This window comes from Amycolatopsis sp. cg5 (genome assembly GCF_041346955.1).
GTDB lineage: Bacteria > Actinomycetota > Actinomycetes > Mycobacteriales > Pseudonocardiaceae > Amycolatopsis.
On record NZ_CP166849.1, the window covers coordinates 9,446,373 to 9,464,268 of the forward strand.

The window sequence follows — 17,896 nt, forward strand, 5'->3', positions numbered from 1 at the left end:
CATGGCCGGAGATCACTGGATCAGTGAGAACGACCTGGCCACGTTGACCCGGCTGCTCGAAGGGCAGCGCGTGGTCGACGGCAGGGCTGAGCCGTTGAACCCGCCGGTCTCGGTGCACCGGCTCGAGCTGTTCATCGGGACCGACGAGGACGGAAAGCGGTTCCTCACCAGGAATCCGGCCAAGCCGGTCGACTCGAAGGTGCTCGCGCCGTCGGTCGGCTCGGCTTCGACGACCGTCCGCGCACCCGTCGCCGTGACGCCGTCCGCCGCGATCGCGGCCCATCGCCTGCGCGGATCTTTGCTCGCGGGCGCGGTCGGCGACGCTTTGGGCGCGCCCATCGAGTCCGACTCGATCGATCGCATCCGCGAGCGGACCGGACCGCACGGGCTGACCGATTTTGTCAGGGCTTACGAGGGCCTCGGCACGATCACCGACGACACGCAGATGACGCTCGCGACCGCCGACGCGCTCATCCGCGCGCACGCGGGTTTGCGTCGCGGCGCCCAGGTGGACGCGCACTACGAACTCCAGCGCGGCTATCAGCGCTGGCTGCACACCCAAGGCGTGCCTTGGGAGCGAGCGCGCGGGCCGCACGAGCGCGGCGAGCACCCCGACGGCTGGCTGATGACGCATCGCGATCTCTTTCACCGCCGCGCACCGGGTTCGACCTGCTTTTTCGCGTTGAAGGGCTTCGCGCAGACCGGCGAGATGGCCACCTTCACGCGCACGATCAACAACTCGAAAGGCTGCGGCGGTGTCATGCGTGCCGCGCCGATCGCGTTGTGGTCGGACGACCCGGCCGCCGTGTTCGCGCTCGCGGCGGCGAGCGGCGCGCTGACCCACAGCCACCCGAGCGGCTACCTGTCGGCAGGCGCGTTCGCGGTGATCATCCAGCAGCTGCTGCGCGAGGTGCCGCTGCTCGCCGCCATCGACGTGGCGAAGGCGCAGCTCGCGACCTGGAACGGACACGAGGAGCAGACCTTGGCGTTGGATCAGGCGGTCCGGCTGGCCCAGCAGGGCCCGCCGACGCCGGAGAAGGTCGCGACACTCGGCGGCGGCAACGTCGGCGAGACCGCGCTGGCCATCGGCGTCTACGCGACGCTGGCGACGAACACGCTGGACGAGGCGCTGCTCGTGGCCGTCAACCACAGCGGCGACAGCGACTCGACCGGGTCGGTGACGGGCAACCTCGCCGGCGCGATCCACGGTGAGCGGGCGATCCGCGCCTCCTGGCTCGACCGGCTGGAGCTGCGTGACGTCATCGCGCAGGTCGCCGACGACCTGCGCGCCGAATTCGGCCCGAACCCGCCGGGCGGCGACTGGTTCCTGCGTTATCCGGCGGCCTCGGCATGAACCTGACCTCCCGTTTCCGTGGCAGCCTGCTGGCGGGCGCGATCGGTGACGCGCTCGGCGCGGCCACCGAGTTCGACTCGATCGACCGCATCCGCGAGATCGCCGGGCCGGACGGCATCACCGACTTCATCGAGGCGTACGGCGGCATCGGCAAGATCACCGACGACACCCAGATGACCATGTTCACGCTGGAAGCGCTGCTGCGGGCGCGGATCAACGGCGGCGACGTGGTGCACGCGCTGCAGATGGCCTACCAACGCTGGCTCCACACCCAAAGCGTCCCGTGGAGCCGTGCGCGCGGCCCGAAGAACACCAGCGAAGAGCCCGATGGCTGGCTGATCACGGTCGCCGAGCTGTTCAGCCGCCGCGCGCCGGGGCTGACCTGCTTCGGTGAGCTGGAGGCGTACGGCAGGACGGGCATCCGGTCGTCGATCGAGCGGCCGGTGAACAACTCGAAGGGCTGCGGCGGCGTGATGCGCGCGGCGCCGATCGCGCTGTGGTCCGACGATCCGGCCGAGGTCTTCAAGCTCGGCGCGCAGAGCGCGGCGCTCACGCACGGTCACCCCAGTGGGTACCTGTCGTCCGGCACGTTCGCGGTGATCGTCCAGCAGCTGCTCGCCGGAGTTCCGCTGCGGTACGCGGTCGATGTGTCGATCGCTGAACTCGTGAAGCACCGCATGCACGAGGAGCAGTTGACCGCGCTCGAAGCGGCACTGAAACTGGCCGGGCCGCCGACCCCCGAACGGGTGGAATCCCTAGGCCAGGGCAACATTGGCGAGACAGCGTTATCAATGTCGGTGTACGTCGCGTTGAACACCGGCGACCCCGACACGGCGCTGCTCGCTTCGGTCAATCACAGCGGCGACAGCGACTCGACCGGGTCTGTCTGCGGCAACCTCGTGGGCGCGATGTACGGCGAAGAAGCGTTGCAAACCAGCTGGTTGGAGCGATTAGAGCTCCGGGAAGTCATCGGAAAACTCGCTGATGACGCGTTGGCGGAGTTCGGAGTCGGCACGAAAAGTGACGACCGGCGAGTGAGCCGGTACCCGGCCGACTAGATTTGAGGCAGCTTCAGCTGCATCTGGAGGGGACAAAGTGCGTTACCTGGTGGAGGCCGCCGAACGTCCGGACGGTTTATACGCGGTATGGGGTGACCGCGTGTTCCGGGCTCAACGGTCGACCGCGGACGGCACGCTGCTCTTGGTCACCCTGCCGGGTGAAGATGTGCCTGCCGGCTTCGACGTCGACTGGAACGGGACCCAGGCCAAGGTCGTGCCGGAGAGCGAGGCTTCGGCGACGTTCAGCCTGCAGACCCACTGCCGGTACGACGACGAGCTCTATCAGGTGGCGCCGCAGGCAGGCGAGCACGAACTGACGCTGCGCTGGACCGGGCACGACGAGGCCAGGGCACGCGAACTCGGGCTGACCGACTTCAGCACCACCACCGCGCCGGAGAACCTGACCGCGCTGTGGCAGACGCGCCACGACTTCATCGAGACCGACGAAGGCCGCCCTAAGCCAGGCGGCGAGGACCAGGGGAGCCTGCTCAAGCAGATCGGGCGCACGCTGGTCCGCGAGCTGCCGACCGGCTGGCTGCGCGTCGCCGCCCAGTTCCGCCAGGTCGGCGACTACGCCGAGCTGGAGATCAGGGCCGTCGCCGAAGACGACGAGGGCCCGATGACGGTCGCCATCGCCGCGCCGCCGCAGCTGTCGACGCTGTTCGTGCGCCTGCGTGCGGCGATGTACGAGCCCGGCACCGGCACCTGGTTCCAGGGCACCTTCACACTCGACTCGCAGTCGCGCTTCGACTTCGACTACGACCCGGACACCGAGCCGGACTGGCGGCAGGCGCCGAACGAGGGCGGCAGGCCCAACCAGCGCTTCTACGTCGGCGAGCTGGGGAACTTCCCGCGTGAGCAGGTGCCGTCGTGGCTCGCGGTGCACGCGGGCAGGCCGCTGAACGTGACCTTCCGCGTCGCGAAGCCCGTCGACTCGCACAACGAGGGCGAGCGCCCGGTCGTCAACCGCCCGCCGGTGCCGCCGGACGCGGTCCGCGGCGTGCTCGACTACCTGTTCCGCTCGCCGGTGGTGCTGTCCAGGCCCGGCCCGCTGCCGGACGTGTTCAGCCCGAACACCCCGCCGGACGTCCCGCACGCCTTCCACACCGACGGCACCTGGATCTGGCCTGCCGCGGTGCCGCACTACCTGCGCAAGGGCGGCATCCCGCCGGAGCCGGAGCTGGTCGACCACATCCGCTCGCAGGGCTTCCGGCCGCCGTACGTCAGCGAACGCCTGCGCGCGACGGCCGAGGCCCACCTGCTCGGCCAGCCGTACCCGCCCCAGACGCCGGACGACCTGCCGTCGCAGGACAAGCTCGCCCGCGGCGACGAGCCGGACCGCGACGCCCGCGCCGCCGACCTGCTCGACGCGTTGCACCAGCGCCTGGCCGAGCACGGCGTGTCCGACACGGCCTACCGGATCGGCGAGCTGGTCGAAGGCGCCTGGTCGCTGCGCAAGGCCGAGCAGGGCTGGGAGGTCTCGCGGCCGCCGTCCGACGAGCCGACGTACTTCCCGCGCATCGAGGAAGCCGCCCGTTTCCTGCTGGGCACGCTCCTGCTGTACCCGGTCCGCGCGGTCGCCGGCGCCGAGGAGCACGACAACCCGGCCGACTGGCCGATCCTGCCGCTGCGCGGCGAGCCGCCGTTGAACTTCTTCAGCAACAAGCGGCTCGTGGTGCTGCCTGCGGGCACGACCATCCAGCGCTTCGGCAACGAGGCGGGCAACCTGGTCCACCCGGAGTCGGCCCGCTTCGTCGAGACCTCACTCGCCTACGACCGCGAGCGTGAGCAGCGCGCCTACCAGGTGCAACGCCCACTGCGCGTGCTCACCGGCATCACCGCGCCGTGGAACGGCATGCCGGGCGGCGCGGTCGCCTACGTACTGCCGCACCCGGTCGGCAGGCATCTGGAGTCGGGCGCGCTCACGCGGCTTTGATCACCACGGCAGGCGCCCACCAGTAGTCCACGAGCGGCTCGACGCTCACGTCGGTGAATCCGGCCGCTTCGAGCTGCTCGACCCACTTCGCGGCGGGCTGCTCCCAGTTCGTGCGCGCGACCGACGGGGTGATCTGGCCGAGCAGCACCGGCAGCAGGAAACCCTGCGCGACCAGCGAGGCGTCGGCCCCGTACTCGGTGATCCCGCGTTCGTACCGCTTGACCATCGACACCAGGTGCTCCGGCGTCCCCTCGACGTACACGGGCACGTCGAACTCGGCGATCGTCAGCCGCGTCGCCCGCTCACGGAACGCCTTGAGCACGGACGGCCGGTCCTCCGGCACGACCGACTGCAGCGAGAACGTCGCCTGCGCCGCGTCCCACCGCTGCTCGTCGTCACGCGCGAAGAACTCCTGCGCGGTCAACTGCCAAGCCTGCGCGCCGGGCACGCCCTTCTTGGCGTCCTTGAGCAACGCCTCGGACGGCTCGACCAGGTCGACCCTGAGCGGCGCGTGCTGCGCCCGGTCCAGCGCCGGAACGACCGCGAGCCCGTCACCACAGCCGACGTCGAGCAGCGCGTCGGGCTTCGTCGCGTCGTACCCGGCGGCGAGCACGTCACTCAGCCGCTCGTACAGCTCGACGTTCCCGCCGCCCCGCACGAAAGCCGTGAACGCGGCAGGCTGGTCGTAGACCTTCCGCTCACCTTCGTCACGCAGGTACTCGGTCAGTTCCTCGCCGAGCCGCAGCCCGGCCGATGCCGCGACGAGCGCGTCCACTTCGTGCCCCATGAGCCCCAACCGTACCGACAACCCCAAGCCCGGTGGTCAAACCCCGAAAGCCACTTCCGGCAGATGAGACCTGACGAAAGTGGCTTTCGGGCTACTACGAGGGGTTAGGCGGGGTGATGCCGTTCGACTCGGCCCACTTCAGGAGCTCGGCGACCGCTTCGTCGTGGTCGAGCGGGCCGCGGTCGAGGCGGAGCTCCTTGAGGAACTTCCAGGCCTGGCCGACCTGCGGACCCGGCTGGATCCCGAGCAGTTCCATGATCGCGTTGCCGTCGAGGTCGGGGCGGACGCGGGCGAGGTCCTCCTGCTCGCGCAGCCGGGCGATGCGCTCTTCGAGCTGGTCGTACGTCGCCTGCAGCGCGGCGGCCTTGCGGCGGTTGCGGGTGGTGCAGTCGGCGCGGACGAGCTTGTGCAGGCGGGGGAGCAGGTCACCGGCGTCGGTGACGTAGCGGCGGACGGCCGAGTCGGTCCACTCGCCCTTGCCGTAGCCGTGGAACCGCAGGTGGAGGAAGACCAGCTGCGAGACGGCCTCGATGATCTCCTTCGAGAACTTCAGCTCGCGCAAACGTTTGCGGGCCATCTTGGCGCCGACCACCTCGTGGTGGTGGAAGCTCACGCCGCCGCCCGGCTGGAACTCGCGCGTGCGCGGTTTGCCGACGTCGTGCAGCAGCGCGGCGAGCCGCAGGATCAGGTCGGGCTCGGAGGTCGGCTCGTGCGTCTTCTCCAGGTCGATCGCCTGCCGCAGCACGGTCAGCGAGTGCTGGTAGACGTCCTTGTGCTGATGGTGCTCGTCGATCGCGAGCCGCATGCCGGGCACCTCGGGCAGCACCCGCTCGGCCAGCCCGGTGTCGACCATCAGCTCCAAGCCGGGCCTCGGGTCGTCGGCCAGCATCAGCTTGGACAGCTCGGCTTGCACGCGCTCGGCGGTGATCCGGTCGATCTCGCCTGCCATGTCGGTCATCGCCTTGACCACGCGCGGCGCCGGGGTGAACCCGAGCTGCGCGGCGAACCGGGCCGCGCGCAGCATGCGCAGCGGGTCGTCGGCGAAGGACTCCTGAGGCGTCGCGGGCGTGTCGAGCACGCGGTCGCGCAACGCGGCCATGCCGTCGTAGGGGTCGACAAATTTCTTCGCCGCCAAGTCGATGGCCATCGCGTTGACCGAGAAGTCGCGCCTGAGCAGGTCGTCTTCGATGGTGTCGCCGAAGGTGACCTCGGGATTGCGGGTCACCCGGTCGTAGCTGTCGGCGCGGAACGTGGTGATTTCGAGCAGCGAGCCCTTCTTGGTCACCCCGACGGTGCCGAAGGCGATCCCGACTTCCCAGATGTTGTCCGCCCAGCCGCGCACGATGTCGAGCACCTGCTGCGGCCGCGCGTCGGTGGTGAAGTCCAGGTCGTGCGAACCACGCCCGAGCATGACATCGCGGACGCTGCCGCCGACCAGATACAGCCGGTGACCGGCCTTGGTGAAAAGGCCCGCCAGTTCATCCGCCAGTGGGGAGAGACGCATCAGCTCGGTCACCGCATTCTGCATGGCGACAAGTTCGTTCACTGCAATCCCACCACGAAAGGGGTGCACTTACTACGCGCACCGATCAACACGGACACGGAGAGCCAGGGTAGCGACGCCGCCGTTTGCTCTAGCATCGCAGCATGTCTGGATCGGCCGGTCGCACCGGTGCCTCGAAGCCGGGCCGCCGGCGCAGGCGCCAGCGCGGCAGGAGGCTGACGACGGTCGACGAGACCTCGGCAGGCGGGCTGGTGATGGACGCCGACCGGGAGAACGCGGTGCTGATCGGCAGGCTCGACCGGCACGGCAAACTGCTCTGGTCGCTGCCCAAGGGACACATCGAAGACGGCGAGACGGTCGAGCAGACCGCCATGCGCGAGGTGAAGGAGGAGACCGGCATTTCCGCGCAGGTCATCGAGCCGCTCGGCGCGATCGACTACTGGTTCGTCGCCGATCGCCGCCGCGTGCACAAGACCGTCCACCACTTCCTGCTCGAGGCCGTCGGCGGGGAGCTGTCCGATGAGGACGTCGAAGTCACCGAGGTAGCCTGGTTCCCGGTCACCGACCTGGAGACCAAACTCGCCTACGCCGACGAACGCAAGCTGGTCCGCAAGGCCCGTGAGCTGTTCGCGCAAGAATCCCCTGCCGCTGAGGGAGCTAACGAGTGAAGCGGCTCGCCGCCATCTGCTTGACCATTTGTTTCTTGCTCGTCCAAGGCCTTTTCGGCGCGCAGGCCGCGCAGCCGCAGCCGCGTCAGGAGCCGAGCAGGCTCCGCTTCGACGTCGAGCAGATGAACCCCCGCGTGCTCACCTCGAACTCGACCACGCTGAACATCAGCGGCAAGGTCACCAACATCGGGGACCGCAAGCTGTCGAAACTGCAGGTCCGCCTGCAGTTCGGCGAGCGGATCACCACCGAGCGGCAGTTCACCGAGTCGGTCGAGGGCACCACGCCGACCGACGCGAGCGTCTCGCCGTTCACCGATGTCACCGACGTGCTCGAGCCGGGTGCGTCCGCCCCGCTGAACATCACGGTGCCGCTGACCGCGTTCAAGCCGACGAAGACCGGCGTGTTCCCGCTGCTGGTCAACATCAACGGCGTGCCGGAGTTCGGCGGCCAGGCCAGGCTCGCCGCGCTCAACATGCTGCTGCCCGTGCTCGGCATCCCCGGCAAGCAGGCGCCGGAGAAGCAGGCGAAGGCCGCGCAGGTGTCCATTCTCTGGCCGCTCACCAGCACCGTCCCGCATGTCGCGACCTGGCCGTTCCACAATCAGCTCACGCTCGACAACGACCAGCTGGCCGACGACCTCGATCAGGGCGGCAGGCTGAACTCGCTGGTCAAGGCCGCGCAGACGATCCAAGACGACTCGAAGTTGTTCAACTCGCTGTGCTTCGCGGTCGACCCCGACCTCATCTCGATCGTCGACGAGATGTCACGGGGCTACCTGGTCCGAACAGGCGGCAGCCCGGTCACCGGCCGCGGCACGGAGCTGGCGAAGCAGTGGCTCGGCAACCTCCGCCAGGTGGTCAACGGCCACTGCATGGTCCCGCTCCCGTTCGCCGACGCCGACCTGTCCGTGCTCTCCGCGGTCAAGAACGGCGAGCAGGCCGACAGCGAACTCGTCACCAAGGCGGCCGCCCAGACCGCGGTGCTCGAGAACATCCTCAAAGCGGTGCCCGTCGAGAACACCCTGTGGCCGGACGGCCCGCTCGACTCGGCCACGATCGGCGCACTGACCTCGGCGGGCGTCAAGACGGTCATCACCGAGTCGACCAGGGTGCAGTCCACCGAGCAGCTCGACGCCCCGGTCACCCTCGCGGGCTCCGACCTGCACGTCCAGCCCGCCGACTCGCTGACCTCGGCCGCGCTGAGCGTGGGCGACAAGCCCAACAACGCGGCGGCCAAGCCCGCTGTCTCCACGCAGAACGGGCTCGCCGCGATCGCCTTCCGCGCCGGTCTCGGCCAGGGCCAGACGAACCCCGGCCGTCTCGTCGTCGCGCCGCCGCGCCGCTGGAGCGCGCCGCTGCCCGAGCTGATCACCATGCTGCGGACGCTCAGCAGCTTCACCGAGAGCGGCATGGTCTCGCCGGTCGCGCTCAAGGACTCGCTCACCTCGAACCCGTCGGCCACCGCGGAGTCGAACCACACCTCGCAGGACCTGGCGACGGCACCGTCCGCCGACTTCACCGGCACGCTGACCGACATCGACACCTCGATCACCAACCTCACCTCGGCGATGACGGTCGACTCGACCGCGCAGGTGAAGCCGATCGAGCTGGTCACCCCCATCCGTGACGGGCTGATCCGCGCCACCTCGGGCGCCTGGCGCACGGCGGGCGGCGGGATACCGGCCTCGACCGGCAACGCGCGCGGTGAGCTGACGTACCTCACCAGCCAGGTCGGGGTCGTCAACCCGACCCAGCGGTTCTCGCTGACCTCTGGCTCGTCGCCGCTGCCGGTGACGCTGTCCAACGATCTGCCGGTCGCGATGATGGTCCAGGTCGGCCTCAACAACAGCACCGGCCTGCGCTCGCCCGACGAGATCGCGCCGCGGTCCATCCCGGCCAACGCCAAGCGGCAGCAGCTCGTGCCGATCGAAGCGCTGCGCGCGGGCCGGTTCAGCGTCGACGTCTCGCTGAGCACCCCGGCGGGCACCAGGCTCGGCAGCACGGCGAAGTTCGAGCTCAGCTCCAACGAATACGGCACGCTCACGCTGATCGTCACCATCGTCGCGGGCGCGGCTCTACTCCTGTTGTCTTCGCGCCGCATCTATCGGAGGATCAAAGAGAGCAAGGCCACTAGGGTTTGAGCCTTTTCGGGCCGCGCCGACTACCCTGGGTCGACGACGAAACCGGCTGAGGATTGGGCGCACGTTGAACAGAGGACCGGGTGTGCCACCCGAACGTGCCGGACGCCCGCCTCGTCCAGGGCCTGACCAGCCAGAACGCCATCAGCCGCCACCGGCGCAGCCGCCTGCCGGGCCGCCGCCGGACGGCCGTCGCCGTGTCACACCGTCACGGGACGAGGAGACGCGCAGACTCAAGCCGCTGCCGCAGCCGAGCCGTCCCGCGCAGGGTCAGCCGCCGCAGCTGCCGCCGATCCGCTCGGCGAAGCCGGTCCCGACCCGGCAGAAACCACCCCAGAATCCGCCGCCGACCCGGCAGCAGGCCACCCCGCAGGGACCGCCGCCCGCGCCGCGCCGCGGTCAGCAGGCGCCGCGCTCCGGTCCGGTCCGGCCGTGGAACCGCAACGACCTGCCCGCGCCGGTGCCGCCGCCCTCGGCTGGCGGCGAGCCGGACGCGACCCAGTTCATCCCGCGCATCCCCGGTGTCCCGGTCGGCTCACGCTGGCCCGTCGCCGACCCTGACGTACTGCGCCCGTACGACGCGCTGGCCACCCAGGTCATGCAGCGGGTCGACGTCACGCTGGTCCGGCCTGGGGAAAAGGAGCCGGAGAAGAAGGCGGCGCCGTCGCTGGTCAAGACCAGCGGCAAGATCGCCATCGCGTCGCTGATCAGCCGGATCACCGGCTTCCTCTGGAAGCTGCTGCTGGTCGCGGCGATCGGCGCGGGCGTCGCCAACGACTCGTTCAACGTCGCCAACACGATGCCCAACATCGTCTTCGAGCTGCTGATGGGTGGCGTGCTGGCGAGTGTCGTCGTCCCGCTGCTCGTCCGCGCACAGGACGAAGAGGACGGCGGCGAGGCCTACACGCAGCGCCTGATCACCGTCGCCGGCGTGCTGCTGCTGGTCGGCACCGTGATCGCGGTGCTCGCCGCGCCCGCGTTCACCGCGCTGTACGTCGACACCTCCGGCAAGGCCAACCCGGCGCTGACCACCGCGTTCGCCTACCTGCTGCTGCCGCAGATCTTCTTCTACGGGATGTTCGCGCTGCTCTCGGCGGTGCTGAACTCGAAGAACAACTTCGGCCCAGCCGCGTGGGCGCCGGTGATCAACAACCTGGTGGTCATCTTCACGATCGTCGTGGTGGCGATCCTGCCCGGCGACATCTCACTCGACCCGGTCTCGCTCGGCGACACGAAGCTGCTGGTGCTCGGCGTCGGCGTGACCGCCGGCATCGTCGCGCAGGCCGTGATGCTCGTGCCGCCGCTGCTGCGCTCCGGGTTCAGGTTCAAGTGGGCCTGGGGCATCGACAAGCAGATGAAGGAGTTCGGCGGGCTCGCCCTCTGGATCCTCGGCTACGTCGCGGTCAGCCAGGTCGGCTACACGATCAACACGCGCGTGCTGACCAGCGGCAGCGAGGGCGGCGTCACCGCGTACAGCAACGCGTGGCTGCTGTTCCAGCTCCCGTACGGCGTCATCGGCGTCTCGCTGCTGACCGCGATCATGCCGAGGCTCAGCCGGGCGGCCGCCGACGGCGACCACAAGAAGCTCGTCGCCGACCTCTCGTACGCCTCGCGGCTGTCGACCGTGATGCTCGTGCCGATCTCGGCGGTGCTGACCATCGTCGGCTCGTCCATCGGTGTCGCGCTGTTCAGCTTCGGCAAGAGCACGCCCGAAGCCGCGTCGCGGCTGGGCTCGGCGCTGGCGATCTGTGCGTTCGCGCTGCTGCCGTACGCGCTGGTCATGCTCCAGCTGCGGGTGTTCTACGCGATGAAGGACGCGCGCACGCCGACCCTGATCATGATCGTGATGACCGTGGTCAAGGTCCCGCTGCTGTACATGTGCCAGGGACTGCTCGACGGCGACCACATCGTGCTCGGCGCGATGATGGTCAACGGGCTGACCTTCGTGGTCGGCGCGATCCTCGGTCAGGTGTGGCTCTGGGTGACGCTCGGTAACCTCCGGAGCAAGCGCGTGCTCGGCGTGATCCTCTTCACCGTCGTCGCGAGTGGCGCCGGCGTCGGCGCGGCGTACGTCGTCGGGCTGCTCGTGCCGGACTCGCTGGGGCCGATCCTGCAGGCCTGGGTAAAGTTGATCTTGCAAGGCATCGTCGGCATCGTGGTGTCGTTCGGCGTGCTGGTGGCGCTCAAGGTCGAGGAGCTGGCGCCCGCGACTTCGAGATTCACTCGTCTGATCAAGCGCAAATAACGATTGACGCACAGATAACCCGCGACCACGCGTCGTATTCCCGTACCCTCGGTCAGGGAGATATCGGGAGTGAGCGTGGATACGAGACGGAGCGAGCAGGCGGGCGCGCCCAATCCTGCGGGCGTTCGCGCGCAGGGTGGTTCGCTGGCGCCTGGCCGGGTGGTCGGTGACGGCCGGTACCGGCTGCTCGCGCAGTTCGGCATCGATGAGCGGGCAGGCGCGCACCTGTGGCGTGCCCGCGACGGCCAGCTGCGCCGGGATGTCGCACTGACCTTGCTGGTGGGCGACCCGGCGGACGCCGAGGCGGCCCGCCTGGCCCGTCGTACCCTCGACCGCGCCGCGCACGGCGCCAAGTTCGGGCACGGCGGTGTCGCCCGCGTGCTCGACGTGCTCAGTCTCGGCAGCGGCATCACGTCCACCGAGGGACTCCTCGGCGTCGTGGTCGCCGAGTGGACCAAGGGCAGCGACCTGGTCGACCTCGTCGCCGAACGCCCGGTCGCGCCCGCCGCGGCCGCGCGCATGGTCCAGCAGCTCGCCGAGGCGGTCGAGCGCGCGCACCAGAACGGCCTCGTGCTCGGTCTCGATCACCCGCAACGACTTCGGCTGACGCCGGACGGCGCGCTGAAGCTCGCCTTCCCCGGCCCGCTGCCGGACGCGACACTGCGTGACGACGTCAAGGCGCTCGGCGCGGTGCTGTACCTGCTGCTGACCGGCCGCTGGGCGCTGCCCGGCGGCCCGGCCGCCATCCCCGCCGCGCCGCAAGGCCCGGGAGGCAGGCTCGTGCCGCCTCGTTCGCTGGTGCCTTCGGTGCCGGTCGAGCTGTCGGCGCTGGCCGTGCGCACCATCGAGGACGGCGGCCACGGCGGCATCCGCACCAGCGCGGCCATCCTCAGCGTGCTCGGCCAGGTCGCCGAGGCCGAGGAACGCACCCAGCTGATGAAGGCGATCGGCGCCACCGAAGAGGGTCAGCCCGAGTCGGACGGCACCATCTGGACCACGAAGAAGCCGGTCAAGGACGCGGCGCGGCGCAAGAAGCTGGCGCTCGGCGTGACCGTGCTGGTCGTCGCCGTGGTCGGCATCCTGGCCTGGCTCGGCATGCTGGCGATCAGCCTGTTCCAGTCCGACCCGGACGCCACCGGCCCCAAGGTCAACGTCGCGGCGCCGTCGGCTTCCTCGACGCCGCCGCCCGACGGCGGGCAGCAGCCCGCGCCGCCGCCGGCGCAGCCAGGCGGTGTCGGACCGGCCGCCGACCCGGCCGCGGTGAACGTCTACAACCCCGAGGGCGCTGGCGACAACCCCGGCCGCGCCAAGAACGCGGCCGACGGCGACCCCGGCACGATGTGGCGCACCGAGCAGTACAAGCAGCAGTTCCCGGCGGTGAAGCCGGGCGTCGGCCTGGTCTTCACCTTCAAGGACCCGATCAAGCTGGCCCAGGTCAAGATCACTTCGGACAAGCCGGGCACCAAGGTCAAGATCCTCTCGGCCGACTCGAAGGACGCCGGGCTCGACGAGACCAAGGAGCTCGCCGCGGCGGACGTCGGCGAGGGCGAGTCGACGATCAGCCTGCCGACGCCGACCGACGGGAAGTTCTTCATCGTCTGGATCACCCAGCTGGCCGATATCGACAACGGAAAGCACATGACCCAGTTGGGTGAAGTGAGCTTCTTACCTGCTGCTTGACGTAGTCGATCACAGGGCGCGTTTTCTGGATTGTGTCCGATGAGAGTCGAGATCCAGGTGGTTCCTGGCGGTGCCGCGGAATCGCTCTCGTACCGGGCCGTACTCGGGTGATTCCGCGGTGCCGCCAGGGGCCGCCTGGGCTCGGCTATCGCGGACAGAATCCAGAAAACGCGCCCTAGTAGGCTTCCCGGGTGACCGCAGCCATACCCACGGATGCGGATCTCATACAGGCGCACGCCGCCGGGGATCCGCATGCGTTCAGCGAACTGGTCCGGCGGCATCGCGACCGAATGTGGGCGGTAGCGCTCCGCACCGTGCGTGATCCCGAAGAAGCCGCCGACGCGTTGCAGGACGCCTTCATCTCGGCGTTCAGAGCGGCGGGCAACTTCCGCGCCGAATCCCAGGTCACCACCTGGCTGCACCGCATCGTGGTGAACGCCTGCCTGGACCGGATCCGCCGCCGCCAGGCGCGGCCCACGGTCCCGATGCCGGAGTCGGGCGAGTTCAACGAGCCCGCCGCGCCGGGTGACTCGATGTCCGAACGCGAGACCAAGCTGCTGATCAAGGACGCGCTCGACACGCTTCCCGAGGATCAGCGCGCGCCGATCGTGCTCGTCGACGTCGAGGGCTACTCCGTCGCCGACACCGCGAAGCTGCTGGGTATCGCCGAAGGCACGGTCAAGAGCCGGTGCGCGCGTGGCCGCGCCAAGCTCGCCAAGGTTCTCGGTCATCTGCGGAACCCCGATGCAGATGGATGCGTCCCAACTCACGAAAGCAAACGGGAGGGACGATGACGGACGAAATTCGGGGGCTTGACGGTCCGTGGTCTGTCGACGTGCTCGCCGATCTGCACGCGGGAGTACTGGACGAGCGGCAGGCGGCCGAGCTGTGGCCGCTGGTGAACGCCGATCCGGAAGCGCGCGCGATCATCGAAGCGCTGGAGTCGACACAGACCGACCTCGCCGGGCTGGCCGCCGAAGTGGTGCCGATGCCCGCCGAGTACGCGGCCCGGCTCGACGCCGCGCTCGCGGAGGAGGTCCAGGCCGCCCTCCCGCGGCAGCGACAAGCCGACTCGACGCCCGTCGCACCTGTCGTGAGTCTCGACGCCGAGCGTCAGCGGCGTCGCAAGAAGCAGATGGGCTGGGGTGCCGGGATCCTTACCGCGGCAGCCGCAGCCGTGGTCGCCGTCGCGGTCATCGTTCCTAGCACCTCGTCCAAGGAGTCGAGCACGCCAGGCGTCGCCGCCCCGAAGCCGAGCGGACCGTCGGTCGGCTCGGACGGCGCGGGCTCCGAAGCTTTGGTCGGCAAGGGCCTCGGCGTGACCGATTACGGCCCGCTGCTGTCCAAGCAGCAGCTCGACAAGTGCCTCGACGCGGCGGGTTTCGACTCCGAGATCCCTCCGGCGGGCGTGCAGCCGGTCAACGTGAACGGCAAGGCCGGGACCATGGTCATCCTCACCACGGGCAAGTTCGCGCAGTACCGGACCGTCGCTTTCGACACCGCCTGCACCAAGTTGTTCGACAAGACAATCGGGGAGAAGTAGCACCGGTCACGCTCGGGAACAATCGCCACCTACGATCATGTTGAGCCTGGTACAGGTCACAACGAGTCGGAGGTATCGGTGGCTGCCGAGGAAATCAGGAACCTGATCATCGTCGGATCCGGTCCTGCGGGTTACACCGCCGCCGTGTACGCGGCGCGGGCGCAGCTCGAACCGCTGGTGTTCGAGGGCACCCAGTTCGGTGGCGCGCTGATGACGACGACGGAGGTCGAGAACTTCCCCGGCTTCCGTGAGGGCATCCAGGGCCCGGATCTCATGGAGGAGATGCGCAAGCAGGCCGAGCGCTTCGGCGCCGAGCTGCGCGCGGAGGACGTCGAGGCGCTGGAGCTGACCGGGGACGTCAAGTACGTCACCGCGAACGGTGTCCGGTACGCCGCGCGTGCGGTCGTGCTCGCGATGGGCGCCGCGGCCCGCTACTTCTACGTGCCCGGTGAGCAGGAGCTGCTCGGGCGCGGCGTGTCCTCGTGTGCGACCTGTGACGGCTTCTTCTTCCGCGACCACGACATCGTGGTCGCCGGTGGCGGCGACTCGGCGATGGAGGAAGCGACCTTCCTGACCAAGTTCGCGAAGTCGGTCACGATCGTCCACCGGCGCGACGAGTTCCGCGCGTCGAAGATCATGCTCGAGCGCGCCCGCGCGAACGAGAAGATCAAGTGGAAGCTGAACTCGCAGGTCACCGAGGTGGTCGGCGACGGCAAGGTGCAGGGCCTGAAGCTGAAGGACACGGTCACCGGCGAGGAGTCGACGCTCGAGGCCACCGGCTTCTTCGTGGCGATCGGGCACGACCCGCGCAGCCAGCTGGTGCGCGGCCAGGTCGACGTCGACGACCAGGGCTACGTCATCACCAAGTCGCCCAGCACCTACACGAACATCGACGGCGTCTTCGCGGCAGGCGACCTGGTCGACCACACCTACCGCCAGGCCATCACCGCAGCGGGCTCAGGCTGCGCCGCCGCGATCGACGCGGAACGCTGGCTCGCCGAGCACGGCACGGAAGGTGCGCACGAAGCACCCGAACTCGTCGGCGGCGGCTACGGCGCCGCGTCCGCCAACTGACCCACCCTCACCGAAGGAGACACCATGTCCGAAACCGTCAAGGTGACCGACTCGTCGTTCGTCGACGATGTCCTGACCAGTGAGAAGCCGGTCCTCGTCGACTTCTGGGCCACCTGGTGCGGCCCGTGCAAGATGGTCGCGCCCGTGCTGGACGAGATCGCGGCCGAGCACGGCGAGAAGCTGACCATCGCCAAGCTCGACATCGACGCCAACCCGAACACGGCGCGTGACTACCAGGTCATGTCGATCCCGACGCTCATCCTGTTCCAGGGTGGGAAGCCGGTGAAGACGATCGTCGGAGCGAAGCCGAAGCCCGCTCTGCTGAAGGATCTGTCTGACGTGCTCTGAGCCTTTTGGCACCCGGAAACCCGGGAGTGACGTGCTAGTTTGCGCGTGGCTCCCGGGTTTTTCTTTTCAGTTAGCCATGGGCCTACGCACTTACACAGAGTTCACAAGGCACAATAGTGGACCTGGGTCGTCCCCAGTTGTGGTTTTCAATGCCTCGCATCGACGAATCGGTGCCCAAGGAAGAGCGAGGAGTGCATGCGGGTACTCCGCCGCGGTGACGCCGGACCCGACGTCGCCGAGATCAGGTCCGTCCTGGTCGGCCTGACCCTGCTTCCCCCGGTGAACTCGGATGTCTTCGATGTTCCGGTGGAGCAGGCCATCCGTGCCTTCCAGCAGCGTCGCGGCCTGATCACCGATGGGGTGGTGGGTCCGGCGACCTACCGCGCACTCCGGGGCGCCAGCTTCCACCTGGGCAGCAGGCCGCTCGCGTACCTGATCTCGTCCCCGGTGCACGGCGACGACGTCTTCGCGCTGCAGGAGCGCCTCACCGAGCTCGGCTTCGACGCCGGACGGCCCGATGGCGCCTTCGGCCCGCAGACCGAGCGCGCGCTCAAGGACTTCCAGCGCAACTTCGGCCTCGTCGCGGACGGCATCTGCGGCCCGTCGACGGTCCGCAACCTGAACCAGCTCTCCCCGCGCGTGCGCGGCGGCCGCCCGGTGTTCCTGCGCGAGCAGGAGCAGGTCCGGCGCGCCGGCCCGCGGCTGCGCGGCAAGCGCATCGTCATCGACCCCGGCCATGGCGGCCAGGACCTCGGTGTCGCCGCCAGCGGCCTGCGTGAGGCCGACATCGCCTGGGACCTCGCCCGTCGCCTGGAAGGCCGGATGAAGGCTACCGGCATGGAGGCGCTGATCTCGCGCGGCCCGAACCACAGCCCGTCCGAGGCCGAGCGCGCCCAGTTCGCCAACGACGCGGGCGCGGACCTGTTCCTGTCGCTGCACAGCGACGGCAACCGCTCCCCGAAGGCGCAGGGCGTCGCCAGCTTCCACTTCGGCACCGGCAACGGCACCACGTCGACCGTGGGTGAGCTGCTCGCCGGCTTCATCCAGCGTGAGCTCGCGGCCCGCACCGGCCTGCTGGACTGCCGCACGCACTACAAGACCTGGGAGATCTTCACCCGCACCCGCTGCCCAGCGGTCCGGGTCGAGATCGGCTACCTGACCAACCCCGAGGACAGCCGCAAGCTCGCCGACCCGGCCTTCCGCGACCTAGTCGCCGAAGGAATCCTGGTCGCCGTCAAGCGCCTGTACCTGCTGGGCGAGGGCGACCAGCCGACCGGCACCTTCACCTTCGCCGACGTCTTGGCCCACGAGCTCGCCAAGAGCTGACCAAGCCGTCCATTTCACCGATTTCCGCGAAGATTTTTCGCGCTTTCGGCCAGTTACGTACCCCCGCCCTCCCTGGGGTCCGTGCCCAGCTACATCGTATCCATCCACAGCGGGCGCGGGGCGCTCATCAGCGATCTGTGGATAACTCGGGTAGTGGTCCACAGCTATACACAACCTGGGGAATGAGGGCTGCCCTCAGACCACAAGATGTGCTACGGGCGGGTGTGGATCATTC

Annotated in this window: 14 protein-coding genes; 12 read left to right on the plus strand and 2 right to left on the minus strand. The window is 69.2% G+C overall.

Translation table 11 applies throughout. The features are described 5' to 3' along the window. Position 1: 1 nt before the first annotated feature. Genes AB5J62_RS43105 through AB5J62_RS43115 form a run of 3 tightly spaced genes read left to right on the plus strand, consistent with a single transcriptional unit; the run spans position 2 to position 4,348 of the window. Positions 2-1,354, plus strand: coding sequence for an ADP-ribosylglycohydrolase family protein (locus AB5J62_RS43105; protein ID WP_370945828.1), 1,353 nt, complete (start codon positions 2-4; stop codon positions 1,352-1,354). Beyond that, on the plus strand, positions 1,351-2,412 hold the full coding sequence (locus AB5J62_RS43110) for an ADP-ribosylglycohydrolase family protein (RefSeq protein WP_370945829.1): 1,062 nt from the start codon (positions 1,351-1,353) through the stop codon (positions 2,410-2,412). The genes AB5J62_RS43105 and AB5J62_RS43110 overlap by 4 nt, the downstream gene beginning before the upstream one ends. 37 nt (positions 2,413-2,449) lie before the next feature. Then, positions 2,450-4,348, plus strand: a complete 1,899-nt coding sequence (locus AB5J62_RS43115; protein ID WP_370945830.1) for a TNT domain-containing protein — start codon at positions 2,450-2,452, stop codon at positions 4,346-4,348. Here AB5J62_RS43115 and AB5J62_RS43120 read toward each other — a convergent pair. Together AB5J62_RS43120 and AB5J62_RS43125 are read right to left on the minus strand one after the other, a co-directional pair. Next, positions 4,335-5,135 carry a methyltransferase gene (locus AB5J62_RS43120; RefSeq protein WP_370945831.1) on the minus strand — a complete coding sequence of 267 codons (801 nt, stop codon included), beginning with the start codon at positions 5,133-5,135 and terminating at the stop codon, positions 4,335-4,337. The two genes, AB5J62_RS43115 and AB5J62_RS43120, sit on opposite strands and share 14 nt — an antisense overlap. Positions 5,136-5,229: 94 nt before the next feature. Next, positions 5,230-6,663, minus strand: coding sequence for a CCA tRNA nucleotidyltransferase (locus AB5J62_RS43125; protein ID WP_370950485.1), 1,434 nt, complete (start codon positions 6,661-6,663; stop codon positions 5,230-5,232). A 119-nt stretch (positions 6,664-6,782) separates the two neighbouring features. On the opposite strand from AB5J62_RS43125, the gene AB5J62_RS43130 reads away from it, so the two are divergent. From AB5J62_RS43130 to AB5J62_RS43170, 9 genes are all read left to right on the plus strand, one after another. Next, the gene (locus AB5J62_RS43130) at positions 6,783-7,307 is read left to right on the plus strand and encodes an NUDIX hydrolase (RefSeq protein WP_370945832.1); all 525 of its coding nucleotides are present in this window, start codon (positions 6,783-6,785) and stop codon (positions 7,305-7,307) included. Next, complete coding sequence (locus AB5J62_RS43135) at positions 7,304-9,448, plus strand: DUF6049 family protein (RefSeq protein WP_370945833.1); 2,145 nt, start codon at positions 7,304-7,306, stop codon at positions 9,446-9,448. The genes AB5J62_RS43130 and AB5J62_RS43135 overlap by 4 nt, the downstream gene beginning before the upstream one ends. 457 nt (positions 9,449-9,905) lie before the next feature. Beyond that, positions 9,906-11,690: a murein biosynthesis integral membrane protein MurJ gene (gene murJ, locus AB5J62_RS43140; protein WP_370950486.1), complete on the plus strand. Its 1,785-nt coding sequence runs from the start codon at positions 9,906-9,908 to the stop codon at positions 11,688-11,690. Positions 11,691-11,765: 75 nt separating this feature from the next. Beyond that, complete coding sequence (locus AB5J62_RS43145) at positions 11,766-13,370, plus strand: protein kinase family protein (protein WP_370945834.1); 1,605 nt, start codon at positions 11,766-11,768, stop codon at positions 13,368-13,370. Between the two features lie 191 nt (positions 13,371-13,561). Further along, the gene (sigM, locus tag AB5J62_RS43150) at positions 13,562-14,164 is read left to right on the plus strand and encodes an RNA polymerase sigma factor SigM (protein ID WP_370945835.1); all 603 of its coding nucleotides are present in this window, start codon (positions 13,562-13,564) and stop codon (positions 14,162-14,164) included. Beyond that, a complete protein-coding gene (locus tag AB5J62_RS43155; RefSeq protein ID WP_370945836.1) occupies positions 14,161-14,913 on the plus strand; it encodes a hypothetical protein in 753 nt (250 codons plus the stop codon). The genes sigM and AB5J62_RS43155 overlap by 4 nt, the downstream gene beginning before the upstream one ends. 78 nt (positions 14,914-14,991) lie before the next feature. Beyond that, positions 14,992-15,987, plus strand: a complete 996-nt coding sequence (trxB, locus tag AB5J62_RS43160) for a thioredoxin-disulfide reductase (protein ID WP_370945837.1) — start codon at positions 14,992-14,994, stop codon at positions 15,985-15,987. A 24-nt stretch (positions 15,988-16,011) separates the two neighbouring features. Beyond that, positions 16,012-16,335, plus strand: a complete 324-nt coding sequence (trxA, locus tag AB5J62_RS43165) for a thioredoxin (RefSeq protein ID WP_370945838.1) — start codon at positions 16,012-16,014, stop codon at positions 16,333-16,335. A 195-nt stretch (positions 16,336-16,530) separates the two neighbouring features. Beyond that, positions 16,531-17,661, plus strand: a complete 1,131-nt coding sequence (locus AB5J62_RS43170; protein WP_370945839.1) for an N-acetylmuramoyl-L-alanine amidase — start codon at positions 16,531-16,533, stop codon at positions 17,659-17,661. Positions 17,662-17,896: the final 235 nt, after the last annotated feature.

Coding starts and splice junctions, on each gene's coding strand:
- AB5J62_RS43105 (WP_370945828.1), top strand. CDS start 2: ATGGCCGGAGATCACTGGATCAGTGAGAACGACCTGGCCACGTTGACC.
- AB5J62_RS43110 (WP_370945829.1), top strand. CDS start 1,351: ATGAACCTGACCTCCCGTTTCCGTGGCAGCCTGCTGGCGGGCGCGATC.
- AB5J62_RS43120 (WP_370945831.1), bottom strand. CDS start 5,135: ATGGGGCACGAAGTGGACGCGCTCGTCGCGGCATCGGCCGGGCTGCGG.
- AB5J62_RS43125 (WP_370950485.1), bottom strand. CDS start 6,663: ATGCAGAATGCGGTGACCGAGCTGATGCGTCTCTCCCCACTGGCGGAT.
- AB5J62_RS43130 (WP_370945832.1), top strand. CDS start 6,783: ATGTCTGGATCGGCCGGTCGCACCGGTGCCTCGAAGCCGGGCCGCCGG.
- AB5J62_RS43155 (WP_370945836.1), top strand. CDS start 14,161: ATGACGGACGAAATTCGGGGGCTTGACGGTCCGTGGTCTGTCGACGTG.
- trxA (WP_370945838.1), top strand. CDS start 16,012: ATGTCCGAAACCGTCAAGGTGACCGACTCGTCGTTCGTCGACGATGTC.
- AB5J62_RS43170 (WP_370945839.1), top strand. CDS start 16,531: ATGCGGGTACTCCGCCGCGGTGACGCCGGACCCGACGTCGCCGAGATC.